The sequence below is a fragment of the Flavobacterium notoginsengisoli genome (assembly GCF_042686225.1).
GTDB classification, from domain to species: Bacteria; Bacteroidota; Bacteroidia; order Flavobacteriales; family Flavobacteriaceae; genus Flavobacterium; species Flavobacterium notoginsengisoli.
The window spans coordinates 39265-65028 of the sequence record NZ_JBHUOT010000010.1 but is presented as its reverse complement, the minus strand read 5'-3'; the positions used below and the strand labels follow the sequence as shown (position 1 = coordinate 65028).

Below are 25764 nucleotides of genomic sequence, written 5' to 3'. Positions count from 1 at the left end.
AAAGGGATTTCCTAATTAAAATCTTAAATTATGAAACTGCATTTTTGTCTTTCATTCATATTGTTTTTTAACTGCCTTTGGTCTCAGAAAATTGAAGTTGGCCAAAACAAAGCTGTTAAAACAATTAAAAAGGCAATAGAACTTGCCAAATCTGGCGATACCATTATAGTTAATAAAGGTGTTTACAGAGAAGGTAATATTAGTATTGATAAAAAATTAATTTTACAGGGAAAAGACTTGCCGATTCTGGATGGAGAGCAAAAATATGAAGTAGTTTCCATAAAAGCCGACAGCGTAATTTTTTCTGGATTTAAAGTGATAAATTCAGGATATGCCTCTTTGAATGATCCCTGTGGAATTAAAATATACGATAAAATCGGAGTTGTTGTAAAAGACAATTTGTTGGAGAATAATTTTTTCGGAATTTATGTTCAGAAAGGATCCAACTGTGTAGTAAAAAACAATACAATAAAAGCCTATCAGAAAGAAGAACAGCGTATCGGGAATGGTATTCATTGCTGGAAAAGCGATAGTATGCATATTGTAGGCAATAGGATTACTGGACATCGGGACGGAATTTATTTTGAGTTTGTTTCTAATTCTGTAATCTGGCGCAATATCTCTAAAGCTAATATTCGTTACGGATTACACTTTATGTTTTCTAATGATGATGCTTATATCGGAAATGTTTTTAAAAATAACGGAGCAGGAGTAGCTGTTATGTTTACCAGAAACGTAAAAATGTTCAACAATTATTTTGAGGAGAATTGGGGCGATGCCGCTTACGGTTTATTGCTTAAGGAAATTTCAGACAGCTATATTGTTGGAAATAAATTTATCCGCAATACTTCGGGAATCTATATGGAAGGAACAAGCCGTGTAAAATTAGAAAGAAACATTTTTAAAGATAACGGCTGGGGAATGAAAGTACAGGCAAGTTGTATGGATAATGTGATTTCGTTTAATAATTTTCTTTCTAACACTTTCGATATTAGCACCAACGGCAGTTTGGTTTTGAATCACTTTAATAATAATTATTGGGATAAATATGAAGGCTACGATTTGAATCGGGACGGAATTGGCGATGTACCTTTTCATCCACTAAGTCTTTTTGCTGTTATTACAGAAAACAATCCGTCGGCGATGCTTTTGTTCCGAAGTTTTATGATTACGCTTTTGGATAAATCAGAAAAAATCCTTCCGAGCATTACACCTGATAATTTTGTCGATGAATCTCCCGAAATGAAATCTCTTGCATTATGATTACTTTAAAAAATATAAATAAAAAATTTGGCAAGCTAAAGGTTTTACAAGATGTAAGCCTTGAGTTTAATGCAGGGGAATGCATTGCGCTTATTGGTCCAAATGGTTGCGGAAAAACTACTCTGATCAAATCAATTTTAGGAATGGTATTACCAGACAGCGGAGATATTCTGCTACAAAATGAGTCGGTATTAAAAAAGTTTGAATATCGAAATAAGATTGGTTATATGCCACAAATTGGCCGTTATCCTGATAATATGACAATTGCACAGATTATCGCCATGATCAAGCAGATTCGGAATTCGAAGAAAGAATTGGATGAAGATTTAATAAGAGCTTTTAAACTAGATAGAATGAGCGAGAAACAAATGAGAACACTTTCCGGAGGAACAACACAGAAGGTAAGTGCAACACTAGCTTTCCTTTTTAATCCCGATGTTTTAATTCTAGACGAACCGACCGCAGGACTTGATCCGCTGGCAGCTGAAATTCTGAAAGAAAAAATCATCAAAGAGAAAAATAAAGGAAAACTAATTTTGATCACTTCACATTTGTTAAGCGAACTAGATGATATGATTACCCAAATTATTTTTATGCAGGACGGAAAAGTACACTTTCATAAAACAATTAAAGATCTTTTGGAATCAACTGGAGAAACCAAAATTTCAAAATCTATTGCCACAATATTAAAAGAGAAACAACATGAACAGAATAATTAAAATTGTCTTATTAGATATTCTTAAAAATAAGATTGTTGTGAGTTATGCTTTAATTCTCGCTTTGCTTTCATGGGGATCTTTTATGCTTGAAGACAATACAGCCAAAGGTTTATTGACTATTTTAAATGTGATTTTATTCACAGTTCCGCTTGTATCCATTCTTTTTTCGACGATCTATATTTACAACAGTTCAGAATTTATTGAGCTTTTACTGAGCCAACCGATAAAAAGAAAAAAAATCTGGATTAGTTTGTTTGCAGGTCTTTCTATTGCCATGTTTTTGGCTTTTTTTCTTGGAGCAGGAATTCCGCTTTTATTCAATGCGCCAGGAATGGCGGGATTAATGATGCTTCTGTCTGGAAGTTTAATTTCAATTGTTTTTGTATCATTGGCTTTTTTAAGCTGTATTTTAACTCGGGATAAAGCAAAGGGAATAGGTTTGGCCATTTTATTCTGGATGTATTTTGCAATATTGTTTGATGGGCTGGTATTGTTTCTCTTGTTCCAATTTGCTGAATATCCAATTGAAGAAGCGATGGTTGCAATTACAGCTTCGAGTCCGATTGATTTGGCCAGAATACAGATATTGCTTCATTTGGATCAGTCTGCCATGATGGGGTATACAGGAGCAATATTTAAAGATTTTTTTGGAACAACTACCGGATTGCTAATTTCTCTTCTACTACTTATTTTATGGATTACTGTTCCGTTTGTAATTTCGGTTAGAAAATTTGAGCAAAAGGATCTTTAATCTCTCATTATTTATTTAGAATATAGAATATGAAAACAGATATTAAAAATAAAGATGATATAATCGTATTGGTCGATGCTTTTTACTTAAAAGTAAAATCAGATTCAACAATAGGATATTTGTTTACAGAAGTCGCCATGGTCAATTGGCAGAAACACCTTCCGATTATGTATGATTTTTGGGATAACATTCTTTTTCATACAGGTAATTTTGATGGAAACCCTATGATGAAACATCGGATGCTAGATCAGAAAAGTACGCTTACAGAAGCTCACTTTAAGCATTGGACAAAGCTTTGGAAAAAAACAGTCGATAGTTTGTTTGAGGGAGAAAAAGCTGATGAAATAAAATTGCGAGCAGAAAATATTGCAAAATTAATGATGAATAAATTCATCTCTTAATACAAAAACGGCAGCTTTTTTAAGCTGCCGTTTTGATTTTTAAAGATAATAGAACTGAATTAATAATTTCTTTATTAACCTCATACAAAAAAAGAAAAAATAGAATTGTTTACGTATGATTCAAATCATAAACAACGACATTAATAGAACAATTTATGATCTACAATTTCAATTTTTTTGTTCTTGTTCATAAGTGATATTGTTCGTATAACGGTTTCTACACGTAGACCTGTAAAATCTGCAATTTCTTTTCTCGTATAGGGAATTTTCATTTTTGCCGTAGGTGCGATATCGTGCTGTTTTTTCAAATTATCTAGAAAATACTGAATACGGTGTTCTGGTTTGTGATTGACTATATTTTTAGAAAAAACAATTTTATTATAGATTTTCCATGCAAACAGTTTTAGTATCTTAAATTGCATTTCCGGATTTTCTTTAAGAAAAGAAAAAAAGTTTGTTTTGGATAATTTCAATAAAACGCAGTCTGTCTGAGCTATTGCTGAAGCGGGATAAGGCTGTCCAATAAAAAGAGGTGGTTCGCCAAAACTGTTTCCTTTATTAAAAATGCCAACTGTCAAATCTTTACCGTCTTCGTTCGTGTAACTCATTTTTACTGTCCCTTCCAGAATTTGGAAATAAGAAAGTGCAGGATCATTTTCAAAAAAAATGATTGCGTTTCTAGGAATCCTTTTCGCTACAGCTCCCCAAGTATAAAGTAAATTAGTGTCAATGTGCATGGCGAAACAATTAAGGTATTATAAAGAATTGGCTAAGTGTTTGGCATTGTTTTGATTGAAGCAAAAGAAAGTATTAAAAGGAAAATAAAACATGATAATTGTTAGTTTTTGGATTATTTTTAGTTAAAAGGTATTCGAATGAAATTCGAAAAATTGTAGCAGGATAAGAGTGCGGATTTATGAATAAAGAAAAAGCATGAAAAAAGAGAAAAATCTCTTCTTTCATGCTTTTACATTTGGAAGTGGCAAAAATTATGTTTAGTTAATCAGGACAAGTGTAATCCTGTTTGGTAATTGATTTTAACGCATTGCGATTCTCAATTTTAAACCGTATGAAACTAATCTCATATCTCTTGCCAGGCCAGAATCAAATACGCTATTATATGTAAATTCTACAGGAAGCTCAGGATTATATTGTACTAAATTCCTGTTGTTATTTTTATCATAGATATTATTTAGACCATAATCTAAGTAAACACCAATATAAATGGAATTTCTGTTTCCGATATCTTGTTTTAAACCAGTTTCAAAAGTAGCAGAACAAGAAGTTTTGGTTTTAAGATCCTGATTAGGTGTTTTTACATTATCGAAACTTCCAAATCCTGCAAATGAAGGGCTAAAGAGTTCCACATTGTATTGCGGATAGTAACCACTTGTAGTAAGATTTCCTATTGATGATTCATAATTTCCGCTCGAAGCAAAACCTATTTTTGCTCCGGCAGCCAGATATAATTTTGACTTGCCCTGAGTTTCGAACTGAATCGTTAGTGGAACATTAATATATCCTAATTTTTCCTCTTCTCTTATTTTTGTAGCCTGATATCTAAACTGAAATGCTTCGTTTTCGGCATCAATACTGTTATATTGCCCTGAAGCTGAACCAAACTTTAAGTCTGTGTTGTAGGTTTGGTATTCTACACCAATTCCAAGACTAAGACCTTCATTTAGGTAATAAGAATAACGAATACCTGCATTGATACCATTCCCGGGAACTGATTCTCCTGCAGAAACAGATTTTGTAAATGAAAAAGGTCCGCCTACAGAAATGGCAAATTCATGTTTTTTATCCTGACCAAAACTATTAAAACAAGCAGCTAAAAAAGCTGTGATTATAGCGAGTGATGTTGTATATTTTTTCATCTTAAGTTATATTATGCCAGTACCATTTTGATCTGGTACTGGCAGGATTTAATTTATTTTACAATTACTTTGAAAGATTTTTTGACATTAGGAGTTTCAAGAACTACCAGATACATACTGCTTTCTATTGTTGGAGGTAATTGTATTTCAGTTTTCACTGAAGATGATTGTACCGTTTTAACTAATTGACCTGTAATAGAGTAAAGACTTATCGTCATGTTTTGCAATTCTGCTTCAGGAAAATCAGCCTCAACAGTAATGATTTTTCCTGTTTGAACCGGATTAGGATAAAGCTTAGCCTCAAGTTTATTAGTTATCGTAATTTTAGAAGTACAGGTTTGTAATACTTTGCCATCTTTAGTGGTCATTTTTACACTGTAATCTGCAGTAGGATCCAGAATAGTACTAACGCCTTCTCCGGCAGAGTAGTATTGACCTGTTCCCATCGGCTGACCATTTTTAAACCATTGATAGGCTACAAACTCATAACCACCATTTGTTTGCGGATTATTATTCACAAGTAATACGTTGTTGAATTTCTGATGTACAATATCAAAGAACGCAAATGGTTTTTCGACTGTAATAGCATATACTGCAGATGTACTTCCATCTTGTGATGTGATAGTGGCATTCTGAGTATAAATTCCCGGTTTAGGTGTTTGAATCGTGAAATTAGCAGATGGTGTAATCGTGGCATCTGATTCGTTTACAATCGAAACATTTGGATTCGTTTCTCCACATGCTAATAAATGATAAATTGTTTTTCCGGGATTATCATATACTTTGTTTCCTAGTGTAATGCTCTTAACATCGATATTGTTGTTCAGGATTACTAATGTTTGAGAAACATCTGTTGCAGGAAGATAGTTACCATTACCAGCCTGATGAGCTGTAATTACTCCCTGACCGGATCTTAACATTGTAACTGCACCTGTTGCTGAAACGGTTGCAGGCGCCAACGCCGAAGTATAAGTAAAAGTATAGGTTACCGGAAGGCCTGAACTTGAAGTTGCAGTTAAATTAAAACTATTATTTGCTCCAAGTGTTTTAACAGGAATTGCGTCAAATGTAATTTGTTGTGCAGCCTTGTTAATTATCAGATTAGCAGTAAGAACTATTGGAGAACAGTTAGGTGAACTAGCGGCAGGGGTTACTGTAGCTGTAATTGCGTAAGTTCCTGCATTTGTAGACCCGTTGTTTGCTGAATAAGCAACAGTTGCACCTGTAGGAAGATTAGCAACCTGAAGAGAATGCGCATTTCCATCATAAGTAAACTGGGCATCAGTAAATGTAACTGCATTAATAGGAGAAGCAACTACTTTTACTGTTTGTGTTTGTGTAGTAGTGTTTCCACTTGCATCCTCATACTTCCATGTTATGGTATAAGTACCTACAGCATTATAATTTAAAGGATCTGTTGTTGTTCCGTTTACAGTTCCCACGCAATTATCTGTTGCTGTTGGAGTTGGAATTTGTGAAGCCAAAACAGAGCAATAATTTGTAATCTCAGGCAGAACAGCTACGTTAGGTACCGGAGCAGTTATATCTGGAGTTGTACCAATAATAACTGATTGAGTTACAAAACATCCGTTGGCATCTGTAACAGTAACGGTATATGTATTTGCACTTAATCCTACAGCTGTTGCAGCAGTTCCACCAGAAGGTGACCAGGAATAGGTATAAGGTGAAGTTCCTCCTGAAGGAGTTACTGTTGCAGTTCCGTCGCTTGAACCACTACAAGAAACATCAGTTTTAGATACTGTCGCTGTTAGAAGTGAAGGTTGTGTTATAGTAACCGTTGCTGTTGCCTGACATGTATTTGCGTCAGTAATTGTTACAGTATAAGTTCCGGCTGCAAGACCTGTAGCTGTAGCTGCAGTCCCTCCTGAAGGAGCCCATACATAAGAGTAAGTTCCGGTTCCACCTGTTACATTTACTGTTGCTGTTCCGTTTGAACCACTGTTACATGAAACATTTGTATTTGTTATTGTTGTCGTAATCGCTGCTGGTTCTGCAATCGTAACGTCAGCAGTTGTTTCACATAAGTTGGCATCTTTAATAGTTACAGTATAAGTTCCGGCAGTAAGTCCGGAAGCAGTCGCGGCAGTTCCACCAAATGGAGCCCATGAGTAAGAGTAAGCTCCGGTTCCTCCAGTCACATTTACTGTAGCTGTTCCATTAGAACCACTATTACAAGAAACGTTAGTTTGAGATGTGGTTGCAATTAATGCAGATGGCTGTGTAATAACTATCGTTTTTAAGGCAGTACACAAATTAGCATCTGTAACTGTTACTGTGTATGTTCCGGCACTAAGACCATTTGCTGTAGCAGCATTTCCACCCATTGGAGCCCATGAATAGCTATAGCTTCCTGTTCCTCCTGTTGCAGTTACTGTAGCTGTTGCATCGCTTCCGCCATTACATAGTACATTAGTATGCGTTTCTGTTATTGCAATTGCTGTTGGTTCTGTTATAGTAACCGTTTTTGTTATGAAGCATCCATTTGCGTCTGTAATTGTTGCAGTATACGTTCCCACACTTAATCCGGAAGCAGTTGCAGCAGTCCCACCAGAAGGAGACCAGGAATAGGTGTAAGGTGAAGTTCCTCCTGAAGGAGTTACTGTTGCAGTTCCATTTAGGCCTCCGTTACACGTTACATTGGTACTAGCAATTGTTGCAGTAAGAGGAGCAGGTTCTGTTATCGTAACTGTTGCTGTTGCCTGACATGCACTTGCATCGGTAATTGTTACGGTATATGTTCCCACAGCTAGACCTGAAGCTGTTGCTGCAGTTCCTCCCGAAGGAGCCCATATATAAGAGTAAGTTCCGGTTCCACCTGTTACATTTACAGTTGCAGTTCCGTTTGTACCTCCATTACAAGAAACATTGGTTTGAGATGTTGTTGCTACAATTGCAGCTGGTTCTGTAATGGTAAAACTTTGTGTTTTAGTACAAAGGTTCGCATCAGTTACTGTTACGGTATAGGTTCCTGCAGCAAGACCATTAGCTGTTGCTGCAGTTCCGCCAGAAGGTGCCCATGAATAAGTATAACCACCTGTACCTCCGGTTACAGTAACACTTGCAGATCCGTTAGATCCTCCATTACATGAAACATTTGTTTGTGAACCTGGAGTTGTAGTAAGAGCTGCCGGCTGTGTAATGGTAAAGTTTTTTACTATAGAACAACCATTAGAAGCAGTAATTATTACGGAATAATTTCCTGCTGCAAGATTTGTTGCCGTATCAGAACTACCTCCAGAAGGAGCCCATACGTAAGTAAATGGACCAGGAGCACCACTAGGAATTACCCCGGCAGAGCCAGTATTAACACCATTGCATAAAATATTGGTCTGAAAAGCACTGGCAACTAAAGTATTAGTAGTTCCAATGGTAAAGTTTCGTGTTAGGGTACAGCCATTAGCATCTGTTACTAAAACAGTATGATTTCCTGCTGCTAATCCTGTTGCTGTTGCTGTAGTCTGACCAGTTGGAGACCACAGATAAGAATATGAAGTTGTACCGCCAGATACGATTACTGTTGCCTCTCCACCGGTTGAACATGTGGCATTAATTTGAGATGTAGTAGCACTTAATACCGCTGGTTGTACAATAGTAAAGTTCTGGGAAATTGAGCATCCATTAGCATCTGTTATAAAGCAAGTATAATTACCTACCGGAAGTCCTGTAGCAGTTGGAGCAGTTCCTCCGCTAGGAGACCATACATAGGTATAAGAAGGAGTACCACCAGACACTGTTACGGTCGCTGTTCCAGTTGAACCACCATTACAAAGTACGTTGGTTTGTGATGGAGTAACTGTTAAGCTTGTTGGTTGTGTAATAGTGAAACTCTGTGTAGCCTGACATGAATTACTATCGGTAACAGTAACAGTGTAAGTCCCTGCAACAAGTCCGGTTGCTGTTTGAGCTGTTCCTCCAACAGGAGCCCAAGAATAAGTACGAGAACCAGTTCCTCCTGTAACACTTACAGTTGCAGAACCATTGCTTCCTCCATTACAAGAGACATTAGTTTGAGAACCAACACTTGCTACAAGAGCTGCAGGTTGTGTAATAGTAAAACTCTGTGTAGCCTGACATAAATTAGCGTCGGTGACCGTTACAGTGTAGGTACCTGCAGAAAGACCGTTTGCAGTAGCATTGGTACCTCCATAAGGAGCCCATGAATAGGTACGTGCACCGGTTCCTCCTGTAACAGCTACAGTTGCTGTACCGTTAGCGCCTCCATTGCAAGATACAGATGTTTGAGAACCAATAGATGCTGTAAGCGCTGCCGCTGGTTGTGTGATAGTAAAGCTTTGTGTAGTCTGACAATTATTGGCATCAGTAACTGTTACTGTATATGTTCCTGCAGTAAGTCCTGTAGCAGTTGCAGCAGTCCCTCCGGATGGAGCCCATGAATAGATATAGGCACCTGTGCCTCCTGTAACAGCTACTGTTGCAGATCCAGTTGCAGATCCATTACACAAAACATTAGTTTGTGCCGATGCTGACGCAGTTAAAGCTGCAGCTGGTTCTGTAATTGTAAACGATTGTGTCGTCTGGCAATTCTTAGCATCAGTAACTGTTACGGTATATGTTCCGGCAGTAAGCCCTGTTGCTGTTGCAGCAGTTCCTCCTGATGGAGACCATGAATAAGTATAATTTGGGGTTCCGCCTGTAACAGCTACTGTTGCAGATCCAGTTGGAGACCCATTACATAAAATATTAGTTTGCGACGATGGAGTGGCAGTTAAAGCAGCGGCAGGCTGACCAATTACAACAGTTGCTGTAGTCTGGCATGAATAAGCATCCGTTACAGTTACAGTGTAGGTTCCAGCGGCAAGTCCGGTTGCTGTTGCTGCAGTTCCTCCAGAAGGTGCCCATGAATACGTATAACCTGATGTTCCTCCTGTTACATTTACCGTACCAGTACCATTTGTACCTCCATAGCAGCTTACATTAGTAACTGTGCCTTGAGAAGCAGTTAAAACAGCTGGTTCAGAGATAGTAAAGTTTAATGTTTTTTCGCATAAAATGGCGTCTTTAATATTCACACTGTAGCTACCAACAGTCAAATTACTGATTGAAGAAGTGGTTGCTCCATTTGACCATAAGTAAGTATAGGTTCCTATACCTCCAGTTGGATTTACGGATAAAGAACCAGTATTTCCTCCATTGCACGCAATATCAGTTTGACTTGAAGTCGCCTGAATATTAGATATTTTCAAAACAGCAGAATTAGATGTTGCTGCAGGAGTACAACTTCCAGTGGCAACTAAACGGTATTGAAAATTATTAAGTGAAGCAGTTGCCCCTGTTATAGTAAGCGTTGAAGTAGTTGCTCCGGAATAAACACCTCCATCTGCAATATTACCGAAACCTGAGCCTTGATTTACCTGCCATCGATATCCTGTAGCATTTGCTGCTGTAGCACTGAAAGTGATATTTGAATTAGTACAAACAGAAACATCTGAAGGTTGTGAAGAAATAGATGGAGCTACATTAATTGTTAAGGCGGCATCATTCGAAGTAGCGTCTGGCGAACATGAACCTGTCGCAACAAGTCTATAAAGATATCCATTCATTGCTGAAGTTGCTCCTGTTATAGTAAGAGTTGCGGTAGTTGCGTTGCTATAAGGAGCACCATTTGTAATATTAGTAAAACCAGAGCCTGTGTTTACCTGCCATTGATAACCCGTTGCATTTGCAGCAACAGAAGAGAAAGTAGTATTCGCACCTGCACAGATTGTAATAGCAGAAGGATGGGATGTTATAGCCGGAACTGAATTTATAGTTAGCACAGCGCTATTTGAATTAATACTAGGACAAGATCCTGATGCTGTTACTCTATAAAGATATCCATTCATTCCTGCAGTTGCTCCTGTAATAGAAAGAGTTGAAGTAGTTGCTCCGGAATAAACACCTCCGTCTGTAATATTACTAAAGCCAGAACCTGTATTTACCTGCCATTGGTATCCTGTTGCATTAGTAGCCGTAGCAGAGAAAGTAGCATTCCCCCCTGTACAAATTCCAGTTGGAGAAGGCTGTCCTGCAAAAGTTATTGTATTCATATTTCCTGTTACGGCAACATTTTTAGTTGTGATACCAGTGGAGGAGATAGTAATATTACCTGAGGGTGTTCCAGTGGCTGTTGAAGCTAAACGGGCATATATGGTTTTAGTTGTAACAACTCCGCCAGAATTTGGATAAGATATATTGTTAACATAAATTCCTGCTGGTGATGTTGCTATTTCAAAACCGGTTGGTGCCATTACATCAAGAGAGCTGGTTAGACCGCCTCCCTGGATAGTGAAGCTTTGCTCTGCTGAAGCACCACCACAACTTGAAAAAGCACTTAAAGAAGTCGTAGAAACAATAGAACCTGCCGGCTGTGTTATAACTACGTTTTGAGTGGTAGTACAGCCTCCTAAACCATTAGGGGTACTGTCTGTAATAGTTACAGTATAAGTTCCTGCAGTTAGATTATTGGCTGTTAAGCCAGTTCCTCCGGAAGGAGACCAGGAATAAAAGTAAGGAGATGTTCCTCCTGAAACGGTAAGTGTGGCCGAACCATTATTACCGCCATAAGTACTTACATTACTTTGTGAGAAGACGTCTGAATTAATGGCTGTTGGAACAGTTAAGGTTGCTGCACCGGAAGTCGCTGATCCCGTTCCACTTGCTACACAACGATAACTGTAACCATTCATTGACGATGTAGCTCCGGTTATCGTTAGCACTGATAAAGTTGCTCCTGAATAAACACCGCCATTTGTGATAGCAGCGTAACCTGAACCTGTACTTACTTCCCATTGATATCCTGTGGCATTAGTAGCCGAAACAGTAAAAGAAGTAGTACTGCCCGGGCATATAGTTTTACTTAACGGGCTGGCTGTAATAGCCGTAGGTGTACTTAAATAAGGCTGGTCTGAAGGCATAGTAAGCGTTCCTGTACCAAGAGTCCAGTTTGCCTGGTTCATTAAGGCAGTCCTGATTTCGGCTGCTGTACTTAGAGGAGAGTTCGTTAAATTATCAAATCGAGCAGCCTGAGGTGCTGCACCAGAAAGTTCTCCGGTATAAAAAGCATTTGTACCGCCTGTAAGTCCTCCCGCACCGGTTTTTAGAGCAGAACTATTGGTACTGGCTACGCAGCCTGTATCCCAGGCGGCTGTTGTAGTTCCCGACGCACAACGGTTATAATGTAATCCGGCAATAAGGGTTACACCTCCATTGCTGATAACACCGCTGCCTCCCTGAAAGGCATAAATCTGATCTCCGGTACCGGAAAGAGCCAGTCCAAAATAGGTCATGGTACCATCAGTTCTTGACACAGTTCCATTTGGCGTTGAAGTATTTGTGCTAGGATTAAAAGTATAAGCATTGGTACTTTTTATATATACTTCGGTTCCGGCTGGGACTGTAGCCGCAACAGTCCAGGTAACAGCTCCTTCTCCGCTGTTGGCTGCTGACCAGGTACCGTCTGGTGCATAATATCCCCTGTCAGTAAAACTAATTACAGTACCAGGGTTAAGGGTTTTAAGACAGACAAAACTATACACATCACCAACGTCATTGGAATAGGAGGAGTCATACCCGGTAAAGAGGAGATCTCCTGCCACCAGGGTCGTCTGGGAGTTACCTAAGTAACTCTGCAAAAATATCCCCAGAAAGAGGGCGATATTTAAGAAATTTTTGATTTGAGAGTAAAAATGTTTCATAATAAGATAGTTAAATTATATTGAGGCAAACTGCTCGCCGTTTTTTAGACCAAAAGCGAGCAATTTATGCCCACTCATAAAACCTTCATCTGTATAAACAGTATTTATACGAAGCAGGGTATTATCATAACATTGTATTATTAAGCCATTGTTTTCATTTATTTCCAGAACGGTTCCGGGAGTTTTTGCCTGTTCCGTTGCAGTTTGGATCTGGGAAACTTCCAAAACACGTATGTTTATACCATTCCATTGGGTATAAGCTCCTTTATTCCAAGGATTACAAGCATTTACTAAAGCCTGTATTGATTTGGAATTTTGATGCTCCCATTTTATGCTCACATCAGTAATGGTTGGTTTTTTATAATATTGTGCTAAAGTTTCATCCTGCTGTACGCCTTTGTCATTTAAATGCAATAAGGTAAAAAGTTCAGGTAGTATATAGGACGCCAGATAGGATAAATGGGTGCAAAGCATTCCATGTGTAAAATCGGTGCGCAAAGGCAGTGTCTTTTTTAAAATGATTTTCCCTTTATCAATTTCTTTTTCAATAGCGTGAACAGAAATTCCTGATTCGTGCTTTTGCTTCCTGATTGATTCAAAAACAGGGTCTGCACCACGCATTTCCGGTAAAAGACCGTAATGAAAATTATAAAACACATTAGGATTTTTTTCTATAATTTCTTCAGGTATTTTCCAGGGAAAGGTCATTGTAAAAACACATTTTAAAGTATTTATCCTGACAATTTCCTGAAGATGGATATTGAGTTTCAATTTCTCCATCACTATTAAATTCACACCTGCTTTTGCAGCAAAAACAGAACAGAAAGCTTTAACATCTTCATTTTCGGCCGGTAGACCTATAGTATGTAACCTTCCAAGACTATGTAAAGTTTGTATGGCCGGAAAAGCCATTCGGTTATTGCACAAAATTACTATGTCACGTATCGGATTCATGAGTCTAAACAGGCATAAGAGTTTAACCAGGAATTAACAGGTGTATTTTGAATGGCGAGTATATGTTGGTATAAACGGCTTCGTTCTTCTTCTAATTCCTTAATCTCTGTTATATTTTCTAAAAGACAGTTTCCGTTTTGTTCATTTTTTGCTACGGTGGCATAATATACAGGAGCTTTCGAAAAACCTGTTTCAGGATTAAAATGTATTTTTCCTCTTGGGGAATCAATAGTAATATTGTCTAATGACTGACCGTTGAATTGGGTTATAAACAAACCGGCTTCCCAGCCTAAAAGAGAAAAAACGTTTGCTTTCTGTTCACGGATGCTATTCATCATGCTTACAAATTCTTCGTTTTCTTTATTTTTCAGATTAGCAGACCATGGTATGGCACAGCTCCAGTTGTATCCGGGATAAGCAATTTTATTCAACCAGGATTCCTCGGCAGTAAAACCGCTTCCGTATGTTTTAGAGGAAGCAATATTTTTAAGCTTGGCAGATTCCCTGAAAAAATCTTCGGTCATATCCCCGCAAAAAGAAGCCAATAAAGACACATTATCATTTTGCTCCAGAAACTCCTCCAGTGGTCCTAAATTAAAATCTTCTCTTTTTAAGGCAGTGATGTGATTATAACGCAACGATGCTCCTTTGTCTTCCACTGCAGTAGCATATGTGTAAGAAGGACGATAACCCGCATCATAAAAAGAACAGGTAAAAGCAAAGTTTTGCTGGCCTTCTTCTATAGCCTTACGGACAATTAATCGGGAACACAAGCTGTTTTCTAACGAAATAAAGTAAACATTAGGTAACTTTTTCTCAAAATTTTGAAAATGATAACCACTGTCCAGCACGATAAGTAATTTACCCGAACTTGCAAAAAGTGGTTGTATAAATTCAGCTGTATCCGGATTAATATACCCTATAATAATATCAGTATTATTAAAAAGCAGTTGCTCGCTACAGGAATAAATTTCTTTATTATCTGAACCAAGGCCTATACTGGCTGTTACAATTTCATGTTTTTCACCATGTCCCATTTTTTTGAGAGACGATTTTAAGCCGTCCATGATGTCAAAAGACATAGAAGGATAAATGACAGATCGGGGCAAGAGTAAAGCTATTTTCATAAATAATTTATAGATATTTTTTTAAAACAAACTACCCATTAGAGTTTCTAATGGGTGTCGGTTTGTTAATTTCTTTGTGGAAATATTCCCTGAAGACATATAATATAACTTAGGCCTAAATATGGCTGCTGAATAGAAATGGGCTGATTATTTCCAGTTATTCCTACAGATACTGTAGGTGTAATTGGTTTTAAAGCACTATCAGGATTCACGGTAGAATACAAATTATTTAGAGATGCCAGATAGGCATCTTGAGGTGTGGCAGTGTCTCCAAGATCTGCATAGCCTTTCATAGTAAAAACTCCTTGACCTGCATGGGTATGCTGCGGAAGATTTAAAAGTGTAGCGGTTACCGTGTTAGTACCCGTAATCGCACCTAACGGGAATTGTGTAATACCTCCCGGATTACCTGTTCCCACTGCGCTTCTGCCTCTAAAGTCGGGTAATGCAAAATTAGTTGTACCATTACCCCCATAGGTGGTACCTAAAAGACTAAATAAGGCCTGATTTGTATTTATAGCAAGCAGCTGCCCCGAACAATATGCCCAGGTTTTAGGGGCAAAATTGGCGGCAAATAATCGAATTTCGGACATTGTTCCTTCCATGGTTGTTTTTGGTTTTAGTTTCTACTTGGGAAAATACCCATTACACAAATAATGTAATTAGTAGTTAGTGTAGGCTGAATGATGTTAAACGGTTGACTGCCTCCGGTACCCCCAATGGTAACTGTTGATGTTACCGGTTTTAATGTACCGTCTGTTGCTTCAGCAGTATAAGCTGTGTCTGAACCGGCTAAAACGTTACCTGTTGGTGACGCACTATTACCGGGTGCATTATAGGTTGGAATGGAAATTGAACCTGCTGTTGCTACGTGTGTATGTCCCGGCATTTGATTAACACTCATAGTTACGCTTTCTGTACCGCCAATCTGGCCTAGTACGATATTCTGTAATCCTGGCCCTGTACCTGTTCCTAACGGAATACGTCCCTGAAGATCAGGTATATTAAAGTTATTGATACCATCGCCCCCAAATGTGGTTCCCAGTAATACATAAAGTGCCTGGTAATCATTAAGACCTAATGACTGCCCCTGACAAAACATCCAGCCTTGTGGAGCAAAATTTCCGCCAAACATGCGTACTTCTCCTAAATATCCTTCCATAGTATGATCTTTTAGCTTGTTATTTAATTGTTTTACTCAATAAATTAATTGCGTGTAGGAAATGTTCCGGCAATGCAAATAATAAAATTCATCCCTAGTACAGGCTGCATAATGCTGATAGGCTGAGTTCCGCCGGCAAGCGCAAGTGTAAGTGTAAAGTTGGCCGGTTTCATATTGTCTTCTCCGGCTTCTGTACTATACATTTTTGTTTTCGAAGCTAAATTATTACCACTTGGAGTATTCAGATCACCAAAATCGGAATAAGCAGGTATTGCGATGGTTGCTGTTGTTAGGTGGGTATGATTCGGAAGATTTGTAGTTAGTAATGTTGTAGTATTTGTTCCAATCATTTCTCCTGGTACATAAGGTGTAAGCCCGGGACCATTACCGGCACCTGCCGAAGCACGTCCAGCAAAATTAGGTAAGCCGAAAGTAGTGGTGCCATCACCTCCGTAGGTCGTTCCTAAAATAGAGAATAATGCTGTGTTGCTTCGTACTGCAACAAGCTGTCCTTGACAATATGCCCAGCTCCTTGGAGCAAAAGAGGCAGCAATGAGACGAATTTCTCCAACTGTTCCATCCATAATTTTTAATTTAATAGGTTAATATTTGTTTTTAGTTATTTTGCAGATTGGGTTTTTTAAAGTAACCTGACAGTATTTTATTACAATACTAAATTACTGTAAATTAATTCTTTAAAAGCAGGTGTTTTTACGTGTTTTTCACTAAAATATTAACTTTCAGTATTTTATATTAACTGTTGCAAAAACTACTGGATTAATCTTTTTAGATCCTGTCTGTTCTAAATCGTTAATAAAATTAGCTATGAAATGTGCTGAAAAGGAAAAATATGTCATGAAACGGTTTTTTCATGTCATGAAAATCAAAAAAAAAGCGGTGATTAATAGATCACCGCTTTTTTGATTAATTTAACTTGAAAAATTCAAGCCTTTATTTTTAAAACTTATGTAGAGTTCCTGTCGTGCCAAACTTATTGTTTCTTCTGTCCTGTAAATACTACACCAGAATTTAATTAAGAGTTTGTATTTTCCGTCAGAAATGGCGCTGTAATAAATTTGTGATGGTTTTGAACTGTTTACCATTGGCAGATTAGCCAGCGTTTCGTTCACTATTAAATTAATTTCTTCCGGAACAGTTTCTCCGACAATCTCAAAGGTAACTTCAACTAATTTATAATTATCTGTATAAGTCCAGTTGGTAATATTCTGCGATAATAAATTACCATTCGGAATAATGATTTCAGCTCCATTTGGCGCGTTAATTTTGGTAGTTCTTAATCCCATCGATTTTACGCGACCGGATTCTGAACTAATTTCGACCACATCGCCAATCTGAATTGGTTTATCAAAAATCAAAATAATACCCGAAACAAAATTGTTTACTACGTTTTGAAGTCCAAGTCCGACACCAACACCCAAAGCTCCTAAAAGAATACTCAGTTTATCCAAAGGCATTCCAGATGCCGCAACGGCTAAAAGATATCCACTTATTAAAACGACTAATCTGGTAATTAATAATTTAGAATGTTGTCTTTTGTTGATGTTTTCTTCATTATCATCATCGATTTCTCCAAAGAAATAGGCCACATAATTCTGCAGTAAATGCGCCGCCCAAATTATAATGAAGAATAAAACGATATTGCCTAAAGTAAAGGTAATGCTTCCGATAGTATTTGGGTGACTCAGTAATTTTTGGAAAGAAGCTCGTAATGATTCCCAGATATTTAGATTGGAAGCAATTACAATAATCCACATATAACTGATTACAATGATAAATGGCTTCTTTAAAGTATTTGATAAATTTTCGTAATCAAACATTTTTACAATACCTCTTTTTACTCTCGTTGTATAAATTTGCAAAAGAATAATTTCAAGAATAATTTTCAATAAAACACTCAAAGCAACAATCTGTGTCAGCGAAATAAATGCGGTAAGACTTAACATATTTGAAAGCGAGACTCTTCCGAAGAAATTAAAAAGAATAGACAATACATTTAATCCAATAAAGATAATGCTGGCCCATTTGAAGAAACCTTTTATATAAAGTTCTTCTTTTAATGTCTTGATTTGCACTAAACCATATCGAATTCCTAAAACATTGATTCCCACAAAAGCAAAACGTTGTAATAATCCGATGGTAATGAATAAATCAAGGAAGCAAAGCGCAAAGAATAATCCAATAAGAAAAAGCCAGTTTCGCATAGAAACCCCGGACCATTGATTTTTGAAAAGTATGGTTAAAGCCCCAAGAAGAAGTAACTGTAATAATTCTAAAAACAACGCTGGGGCATATAAGTTGGTCACAACCGCAATGTTTAAAGCAATTACCAAAATTGGAAGTAAAACACCTCGATTTAGATATTTGAAATTTAAAAGAGACAGATTTTCAGAATAGTCATTTGCTTTTAGATATTTTATATTTCGCGAAATGTACCAGAATAGAAGTCCCATAAAAAAACACAATGTAATTAATGCGCCCGCTTTATAACTTAAATAATAAGCCGCAACGTTTTCTTCAATGATGACTTTGGCTTTAATATTATGAGTTACTTTTTTCTTTACAGCCGAATCGCTGATTTGCCATAAAGCAGGATATTCTTTGTTGAAAATACTGATTCCGGATTTCTCCAATTTGCTTTCAACTGTAACTAAAGCATTAGAAACGGCAATTTTGCGCTGTACGGTTAACCTTTTTTTATTGTTCAAAACCGTTTGGTTTTTCGTCATTAGACTATCCGTACCAACGTATCTTTTTCTAAGATCTGCAAATTCTTTTTTAAACTGCCTGCGACGAATAGTATCACGAATCAAACTCATCAATGATTTGTCATTTCGAAGTTCAATGACACGCTTTTTAATTTTCTCTAAGTCGAGATTACGGGTGTTAATTTCTTTATTCTGCTCTTCCAGCTCCTGCTGGATTTCCTGAAGTACAATACGATACATCTGTTGGTTGCGAACATTTGGATTAGCACCTTTTAAACTTGCAAGAATAAGTTCCAGTTTACTTTCGGTACGCTTCATTTCTCCAAAAAGATGACGAGTGTCGCCGGCAAAATCAATGTCATTGTAAGCAGACTCCAGTACTTCTCCGGCTTTTTCAATAGCCATCAAATAATCACTGTCTGTTGCTGTAGAATCGTTGAATAATCTTCCCGGGCTTTCTTTTTTGACAGTTTTTTGTTCCTGAGCATTACTCTTAGGAGCGAGTAAAAGAAAGAAAAATAGAGGTAAAAAGTAAAGAGTCTTTTTTTGAAAAATCATAATTTAATGGCTTGTTTAGGGAGTTCAAATGTAATTTTTTTTATAAAACTTTTCATCAACAAAAAATTAAATTAGACAGATCTGACTATTTTATCGTCAGATTTGCATTATAAAACTGCAAACCCGATTTTTCATTTGATTCTTTTTTAAAATAAGAATAGAATTATAAAAAACAATAACAATGATGCACCAACTAAGAAAATAACAACAGTATTAATTGTTTTCTGGGCTTTAAGAAGTTCTGCCATGCTCATTTCACTTGGTTTCTTTCGTTTCATTTTCTATTTTTACATTACATTTTGCACAAAAATTAATTAAAAAAGAATCCAAAACAATAGGTCAATTTTTTTTGACTACCCTATAAAATTATGGAAGAAGTAGAAACTTGTCCGGCACAAAGACTTTTAAAAATGCTGTCCGGCAAATGGAAAGCAGAAATTTTTCGTTTGTCTGTAGAATCGCCTTTACGATTTAATACTTTGTTGAGGCAAATTCAAGGTTCCAATAAACAATCTTTGGCGACTGCTTTGAAAGAATTGGAAGAAGAAGGACTTTTAGAAAAAACAACAATTAAATTAAAACCACTTCATATTGAATACAATCTTACAGAAAAAGGAAAAGCTTTGATTCCAGTTTTTCAACAATTGGAAGGTTTATCTTAGGTGAGAATAGAATAAAGAGAATAGAATAAAGAAAAGAGAAAAGATTCCCAAATACTAGCCAGTGTGACCCCACGGAAACCACTGAAATTCTTTGAGAATCAAATTCTACATCCAAAAAAAATAAAAACGGCGGGTAAAAAAATCAGATTAGTTGATAAAATCAAATTTATCTTCAAAGATTTTTCCAATTACAGGAATTGGTTTCTTTTGTTCATTTGCAGCATTTATAATTCCGAAAATCCATAAAATCAAGATTACGTAACCAACGTAACTTAAAAAATATAAGGCAGGAACTATACTTACTACAATTGATAAAGCAATATTTATGGCTAATGAAACCAAAAAGATTCCAAAACCTTGTTTTAAATGATAACTTACCAAATCGCTTTTTGGAGTTAAATCTTTACTTTTAATAAAGGCTACAATCCATCCAATAATAGTGATGTAGCTTAAAATAGAAAGGGTTTTATTATTCATCGTTTTAGTGTTTATTACTTCAAAAATAGGAGCAACAAACCGATCGTGAAATAACCATTTTGTTTATGGTTGATTTGAATTGGTATTAGGGAGATTTTGATTGTTAATGGTTATTTGAATTTGAAATTTGAGTTTTTTTTTATTTAAATTTCCTCTTTCATTAATTTAAAAAACTGCTCTTTTTTACCTCTTGAAATTGGAACCACCGACTTATCATTCAGATGTACCATTCCTTCACGTGAATAACTTACAATTGAATTTACATTGATTAAATGCGATTGATGGATTCTGAAAAACATTGGCGGTTCTAATAAATCTTCGTAATTTTTAAGAGGTTTTGAAACCATTATTTTTCTGCCATCTGTTAAAAAGAAAGTGGTGTACGAACCCGAAGTTTCGCATCTTAAAATTTGCTCCAGTTTTACTACATACATTGCTTCCTGAGTTGGAAGAATAATTCGGTCCGGAGTTTTAGAAAGATTGTCTTTCAATTCGCTTAACTGTTGTTTTTCTAAAACTTTTTCCTGTAAAAGAGCGATTCTGTCAATTGCCATTTTGAGTTCGTCGGGATCAATTGGTTTCAAAAGATAATCGATGGCGCTGTATTTAAAAGCATTTATGGCATGTTGTTCGTATGCCGTTGTAAAAATGAGGTGAAAAGAATTAAAGGTTATCTGCTGTAAAACATCAAAACCGGTTCCGTTTTGGAGCATAATATCCATAAAAACCAGATCGGGTTGTAAACGGTCAATAAGTTTTACGGCTTCTTCTACGCTTTCTGCGTAAGCTATAATCTGAACCTGATTAGGAGCGACCATTTCAAGCATAATCGATAAAGCTTCACGAATGCGCTGTTCGTCTTCAATAATAATAGTTTTATACATTTTTTACAGGATTGGAATGTTGATAATTACGATACAGCCCGTTTCGCCATTTTCAGTTTCTCTTTCTAAAACTTTAAAACCAGCATTTGGATGTTCTTTCTGCATTTTGGATAATCTTTCGTCAGTTATGGTTGTGGATAAAGATTGATGATTTTCATTTATTCTCAGTTTACGTGAAGCCGCAAGTCCGATTCCGTTGTCTGTGATTGTACAGATAAGATTTTTTTGATCGGTCTCCCGTGAAAAGCAAATTTGAAGTCTTCCTTTTTCTTCTTTGGTTTTTGGTTTTAGTCCGTGTTCTACTGCATTTTCTACAAAAGGCTGCAATAATAAAGGCGGAATAAGAATATCAGTTTCAACAGTTTCATCGCATATAATTTCATACTCAAAACTATTGTTAAGACGTAATTGCTGTAACTCAATATAGTTTTTTAAAGTGCCAATCTCTTCTTCCAGCGAAATAGTTTCTTTTCTCGATTGTTCCAAAATCTGACGTGTGAGTTTAGCAAATTTATTCAAATAAGAAACCGCTGGAATGGTATCTTTTTGCAAAATCATACTTTGGATATTTCCCAAGGCATTAAAAATAAAATGCGGATCCATCTGCGAACGCAGCAATCTCCTTTCCAGAGAAAGCCTTGCAGCAAGGTTTTCAATTGTCTCTTTTTCCATTAATTGAACCTTAAGTTCACTGTTGGCTTGTTCCTGTTTTAAAATTTCTTCTCGCTTCAGATAGTAACGCTGTCTGAAATAGTAAGAACGAAACATAAATACAAGTCCAATCAATAAAACACCGGCAATGCCATAACCTAAAAGTTTATTTTTCTGTTCGAGTTCATTTTCCAGTTCCAGCTGTTTGATGCGTTCTATTTTTTTAGAAGATTCGTATCTCGCATCTGCATTCTGTAAAAGTTTCTGAGTGCTTTCTTTATATTTTAACTGATTGTATTTAGCATATAAAGTGTCGTAACCATAATAAGCTTTATAATCATATCTTTTTATTGAAACGTCTTTTAAAGAATTGTAAAAAGTAGCCAAAAGATAATTGTCAGTATAGGGCAGACTGAGTTGATATTTAATTCCTTCAATAAATAATAATTCTGCTTTTGCGTAATCTCCTTTTTCAGTATAATACATGCCTTGAAGACCAATAGCACTTCTGTAAATAATTTTTACATTATACTTTTTGGCGATTGCAGTTGCTTTTCTAAGATTGTTGAGCATTGCCGTTTCATCAATAGGTTTTGGGCCTTTAGCATAAAGATCTGCTAAATTGATGTAAGCGATTCCAATATTACTTTTACTGACGATTTGTGAGGTGTTTTTTTCAGCCAAAGCCACTGTTTCTTTAAAGAAGTTTAAGGCAAGAATCCATTCCTCTTTGTATCCTGAATCCAATCTGTCAGTCAAATATCCTCCAAAAGCAAGTCGGGCGTACAATTGACTTTCTGCATCGCCGGCTTTTGCTGCATGTTGCAAAGCTTCCCGGGAATATTTTTTAACCTTTTCAGGTGAAGCAGGAGAGAATAAATACGATATATCAGATGCTATTTTAGCACATTGGTCATGAGCCTTTATTTGAGCAAAAAGTTGGTACCCTTTTAGAAAATGTTCCAAAGCCTGAGGCCTGTCTTCTATATAAGATTTGAGACTTCCCTGCGCCAATGAAGCAAAAGCTTTAACCCTTATTTTATTTGATTTTTCAGCCAAAATATAAGCAGTGTCTGCATAGCGGGCAAATTCTTTTAGATGAAGAAGTCGTCTTTGTGTTAAGGCCAAATAAGAGTAACAGATTACTTCGTCATCAATATTATTTTTCTTTTTAGCTAAATCCAGTGCCTGAAGCTGTATCTTTTTACTGGCAGAAGAATCAGAAAAACGTTTAGAATAGCCATAAGCGGCTATTTTTTCAATAGACGAAATCTGCTGTGCATTGGCATTCGAAAAGAATAAAATCAATATATAAAATAACCATTTTGAAAGGCTGTTTTTCATCAGATTAAAAAGTGTTTTTTAGGTGCTTTTATAGTGGTAATTACAGCCAAAGTACAAATTGAGAATTGACTGACCAAAAAAAACAGCTTAGAATTTTGAGACGAAAAGCCTTTGGAAACCTTGATTTATAAGCCATTTCAAAAAGACGTTTTCGCAATAAGAATATAGAATTACCAAATAAAAATCTAAAACCTCCATTTGCCAATTCCGAATTGTTGGGAGTTGATCTTAGTAGTAATCTTGTTGTTATTAATTTTTTTTAAAACCCAAAACTTATGAATAAGATTTTTTTTACAATAACGATTATTGCGAGCCTTTTTTTCTCTGCTTTGACGTTTGCACAACAAGATGACAAACGCATTAAAATTGAAATTTCTGTAAAAGACGGAAACAAACTGATTAAAGTTCCTGTAAGATCGGCAACTTTTTCTTTTACCAAATCAGTAATTAATACTGAAACCAATGAAATTAAGAACAATTACTATTTCTCTCTTGATTTTGAAAAACAAGATATTGTTCTGCTGACTGCTTTAATGAAAAACAAATCAGGAATCGACGGACAGATTACGATGACAGATACGTATGGCAAACAACCGACCAGAAAATTTGATTTTGCAAAAGGCAGAATCGATTCTATGAGCGATCAAATTACGGCAGATTATACCAGTACTTATATGTCGCTTATTTGTGATTCGTTAATTATTGATGGTGTCAAAATCGATTAAGAAAATGACTGAACTAAAGAAATTTGAGAAAAACGGAAGCCAATTTGTTATGAAAAGACAATACGGCTTCGGTTTACTGGTTGTGATTGGAATGCTGGCGTTTGCAATTGGCGGAATTTATTATAAAAATACGGCAGTAATCTGGATTTTTGGAATTCTGACTATTTTATGTTTTATTTCCATTTGGTCACAGACTTTTGTTATAGACCTTGACAAACAAACATTCGTCATTAAAAACGGATTGATTAATAAACCTGTAGAGATTCCACTTTCAGATTTTGTAAATTTTGAATTAGTGAAAGTCAAACAAAATCTGATCACTACAAATGTTTCTTTGAATTTGTATTACATCAAAAACAACAAAGAAAAATGTACCGGAATTGCACAAGGCTTTACCACAAAATCAATGCAGAAGTTAATCAATGAAATTAATGCTATTTTAAGACTAAATGAACATTCGGGAAAGATATAATATTGAATATACTACAAGTACATTTACTTTGTATCCTAATAAAGCTTCACTACAATTATCCTGGTGGTTTTTGGGAGGAATGGTCACAGGTTTGGTTGTTCTGGTATTTTTTGAAAATTATCTCGACAAGAGTATATTTTGGGTGATTTGTACTTTGTTGATATACTTTACGTTACATAGTTTGTATGATGTTAAAATTGGTTCAGAAATTCATTATATATTTGATGCTTCTGAAAATGCAGTGTATAAAAAAAATCCATTTTTTTTGAGAAAGAAAATAATGAAACTGGATGAAGCTGTAATTTTTGTACATTCAGAAATGGGAAGCTGGTACTACGCTTTGGGCGCAGATCAGAGTCAGTTTATCAAAAATTACAAAATAAGTGAAGGATTTAGTTCCGGACAAAAAAGTTTGGAAAGGCAAAAAGCTTACGAGAATTTTATTTTGAACAAGATTGCTAACCTAATAGAAAACATAAATCTGGAACTTAAGAACTAAACTATACTAAAAATACATTTATGAAAATTAGAGGTTTTGCATTTTTAATGTTAATGATGGTCATAGTTTCCTGCAAATTTGTGAAAGACACTCCTGACCGGATTTTTAATACAGTTGGATTAAGTACCAATAAAATTCCGTCCAGTTTTGAAAGAGTTTTTAAGGAATTTAGACAACATAAAGCTAATGGAACTTTACAGCTTCCGACAGAAGACGGAAAAAACATGCAGAAGGCAACCTGTGTTGAAGTGGTAAAATTTGCTTATGCCAATACTTTTAAAGAAGATATCAGAAGAATAAAAAATCTCAATCCGACAGAAGAAGCAGAACCAGTCATAAATGCAGGAATCGAATTGTTTGAATATGCAGACGAAATCCAAAACAAAGACTTTATGATAATTGCCAGAATGATTGATGAAGGTAAAAGTGATGATGAAATTGATGCAGCCGCAAAACAACTCGACGACACAAAAGGTATTTTACTAGATGAAAAACAATCAAAAATGATGGATTTGCTTCTCCCGTATGCAGATGCAAATGGAGTAGAGTATAGAAAGTTTTAAGGTATACAATCGAGTTAGAATCTAAAAGGAGTTTAACTCGATTTTTTTGTTTTATACACCACTTCTATTATTTCTAAATTGTTAAAAGATATATTCAAACTATTTTTAATAGTGAGAAATTATATAATTTGGGTTAAATTTGCTTCGTGCGAAAACAGATTGTCTACATATTCATTTTTCTAATAGCTTCAAACAGTAGTTTTGTACAGCAGTTTTATAAACTGCCGATACTGA

21 protein-coding genes are annotated in these 25764 nt (G+C 36.0%); 9 read left to right on the top strand and 12 right to left on the bottom strand.

What is annotated here, in order from left to right:
* Positions 1-30 precede the first annotated feature (30 nt).
* Genes ACFS3A_RS20290 through ACFS3A_RS20275 form a run of 4 tightly spaced genes read left to right on the top strand, consistent with a single transcriptional unit; the run spans position 31 to position 3134 of the window.
* Positions 31-1263: a nitrous oxide reductase family maturation protein NosD gene (locus ACFS3A_RS20290; RefSeq protein ID WP_379827383.1), complete on the top strand. Its 1233-nt coding sequence runs from the start codon at positions 31-33 to the stop codon at positions 1261-1263.
* Positions 1260-1982: an ABC transporter ATP-binding protein gene (locus tag ACFS3A_RS20285; RefSeq protein ID WP_379827382.1), complete on the top strand. Its 723-nt coding sequence runs from the start codon at positions 1260-1262 to the stop codon at positions 1980-1982. The genes ACFS3A_RS20290 and ACFS3A_RS20285 overlap by 4 nt, the downstream gene beginning before the upstream one ends.
* Positions 1966-2733 (top strand): ABC transporter permease subunit, encoded by a 768-nt coding sequence (locus ACFS3A_RS20280; RefSeq protein WP_379827381.1) that lies wholly within the window; start codon positions 1966-1968, stop codon positions 2731-2733. Before ACFS3A_RS20285 ends, ACFS3A_RS20280 begins: the two co-directional genes overlap by 17 nt.
* A 29-nt stretch (positions 2734-2762) precedes the next feature.
* The gene (locus ACFS3A_RS20275; RefSeq protein WP_379827380.1) at positions 2763-3134 is read left to right on the top strand and encodes a group III truncated hemoglobin; all 372 of its coding nucleotides are present in this window, start codon (positions 2763-2765) and stop codon (positions 3132-3134) included.
* Positions 3135-3274: 140 nt separating this feature from the next.
* On the opposite strand, the gene ACFS3A_RS20270 is transcribed toward ACFS3A_RS20275, so the two are convergent.
* The 9 genes from ACFS3A_RS20270 to ACFS3A_RS20230 all read right to left on the bottom strand — a co-directional run bounded on the left by ACFS3A_RS20270 (position 3275) and on the right by ACFS3A_RS20230 (position 19253).
* Positions 3275-3871 (bottom strand): Crp/Fnr family transcriptional regulator, encoded by a 597-nt coding sequence (locus tag ACFS3A_RS20270; protein ID WP_379827379.1) that lies wholly within the window; start codon positions 3869-3871, stop codon positions 3275-3277.
* A 300-nt stretch (positions 3872-4171) separates the two neighbouring features.
* Entirely contained in the window at positions 4172-5011 is an 840-nt protein-coding gene (locus ACFS3A_RS20265; protein WP_379827378.1) for a hypothetical protein, read from the bottom strand.
* 53 nt (positions 5012-5064) lie between these two features.
* Positions 5065-12726 carry a T9SS type A sorting domain-containing protein gene (locus ACFS3A_RS20260; RefSeq protein WP_379827377.1) on the bottom strand — a complete coding sequence of 2554 codons (7662 nt, stop codon included), beginning with the start codon at positions 12724-12726 and terminating at the stop codon, positions 5065-5067.
* Positions 12727-12741: 15 nt separating this feature from the next.
* Positions 12742-13680 carry a formyltransferase family protein gene (locus tag ACFS3A_RS20255; protein WP_379827376.1) on the bottom strand — a complete coding sequence of 313 codons (939 nt, stop codon included), beginning with the start codon at positions 13678-13680 and terminating at the stop codon, positions 12742-12744.
* Entirely contained in the window at positions 13677-14807 is a 1131-nt protein-coding gene (locus ACFS3A_RS20250; RefSeq protein WP_379827375.1) for a hypothetical protein, read from the bottom strand. Before ACFS3A_RS20250 ends, ACFS3A_RS20255 begins: the two co-directional genes overlap by 4 nt.
* A gap of 65 nt (positions 14808-14872) precedes the next feature.
* The gene (locus ACFS3A_RS20245; protein WP_379827374.1) at positions 14873-15412 is read right to left on the bottom strand and encodes a phage tail protein; all 540 of its coding nucleotides are present in this window, start codon (positions 15410-15412) and stop codon (positions 14873-14875) included.
* Positions 15413-15426: 14 nt separating this feature from the next.
* Complete coding sequence (locus ACFS3A_RS20240; protein ID WP_379827372.1) at positions 15427-15969, bottom strand: phage tail protein; 543 nt, start codon at positions 15967-15969, stop codon at positions 15427-15429.
* A 44-nt stretch (positions 15970-16013) separates the two neighbouring features.
* Positions 16014-16553, bottom strand: coding sequence for a phage tail protein (locus ACFS3A_RS20235; RefSeq protein WP_379827371.1), 540 nt, complete (start codon positions 16551-16553; stop codon positions 16014-16016).
* A 345-nt stretch (positions 16554-16898) separates the two neighbouring features.
* Positions 16899-19253, bottom strand: a complete 2355-nt coding sequence (locus ACFS3A_RS20230) for a mechanosensitive ion channel family protein (RefSeq protein WP_379827370.1) — start codon at positions 19251-19253, stop codon at positions 16899-16901.
* Between the two features lie 368 nt (positions 19254-19621).
* Between ACFS3A_RS20230 and ACFS3A_RS20225 the strand changes: the two genes are divergently transcribed.
* Entirely contained in the window at positions 19622-19915 is a 294-nt protein-coding gene (locus ACFS3A_RS20225; RefSeq protein WP_091498680.1) for a winged helix-turn-helix transcriptional regulator, read from the top strand.
* Positions 19916-20062: 147 nt separating this feature from the next.
* Here the strand turns inward: ACFS3A_RS20225 and ACFS3A_RS20220 are convergent, their stop codons facing one another.
* From ACFS3A_RS20220 to ACFS3A_RS20210, 3 genes are all read right to left on the bottom strand, one after another.
* Entirely contained in the window at positions 20063-20392 is a 330-nt protein-coding gene (locus ACFS3A_RS20220; protein WP_379827369.1) for a DUF4870 domain-containing protein, read from the bottom strand.
* Positions 20393-20535: 143 nt separating this feature from the next.
* A complete protein-coding gene (locus tag ACFS3A_RS20215) occupies positions 20536-21276 on the bottom strand; it encodes a LytR/AlgR family response regulator transcription factor (protein ID WP_379827368.1) in 741 nt (246 codons plus the stop codon).
* A gap of 3 nt (positions 21277-21279) precedes the next feature.
* Positions 21280-23271, bottom strand: coding sequence for a sensor histidine kinase (locus tag ACFS3A_RS20210; RefSeq protein ID WP_379827367.1), 1992 nt, complete (start codon positions 23269-23271; stop codon positions 21280-21282).
* Between the two features lie 275 nt (positions 23272-23546).
* Here ACFS3A_RS20210 and ACFS3A_RS20205 point away from each other — a divergent pair, with 275 nt between their 5' ends.
* From ACFS3A_RS20205 to ACFS3A_RS20190, 4 genes are read left to right on the top strand one after another with little or no spacing between them, the layout of a single operon-like run.
* A complete protein-coding gene (locus tag ACFS3A_RS20205) occupies positions 23547-23996 on the top strand; it encodes a hypothetical protein (protein WP_379827366.1) in 450 nt (149 codons plus the stop codon).
* 4 nt (positions 23997-24000) lie between these two features.
* The gene (locus ACFS3A_RS20200) at positions 24001-24468 is read left to right on the top strand and encodes a hypothetical protein (protein ID WP_379827365.1); all 468 of its coding nucleotides are present in this window, start codon (positions 24001-24003) and stop codon (positions 24466-24468) included.
* Complete coding sequence (locus tag ACFS3A_RS20195) at positions 24446-24967, top strand: hypothetical protein (protein ID WP_379827364.1); 522 nt, start codon at positions 24446-24448, stop codon at positions 24965-24967. The genes ACFS3A_RS20200 and ACFS3A_RS20195 overlap by 23 nt, the downstream gene beginning before the upstream one ends.
* 20 nt (positions 24968-24987) lie before the next feature.
* Positions 24988-25530: a hypothetical protein gene (locus ACFS3A_RS20190; RefSeq protein ID WP_379827363.1), complete on the top strand. Its 543-nt coding sequence runs from the start codon at positions 24988-24990 to the stop codon at positions 25528-25530.
* The last annotated feature ends 234 nt before the right edge of the window (positions 25531-25764 follow it).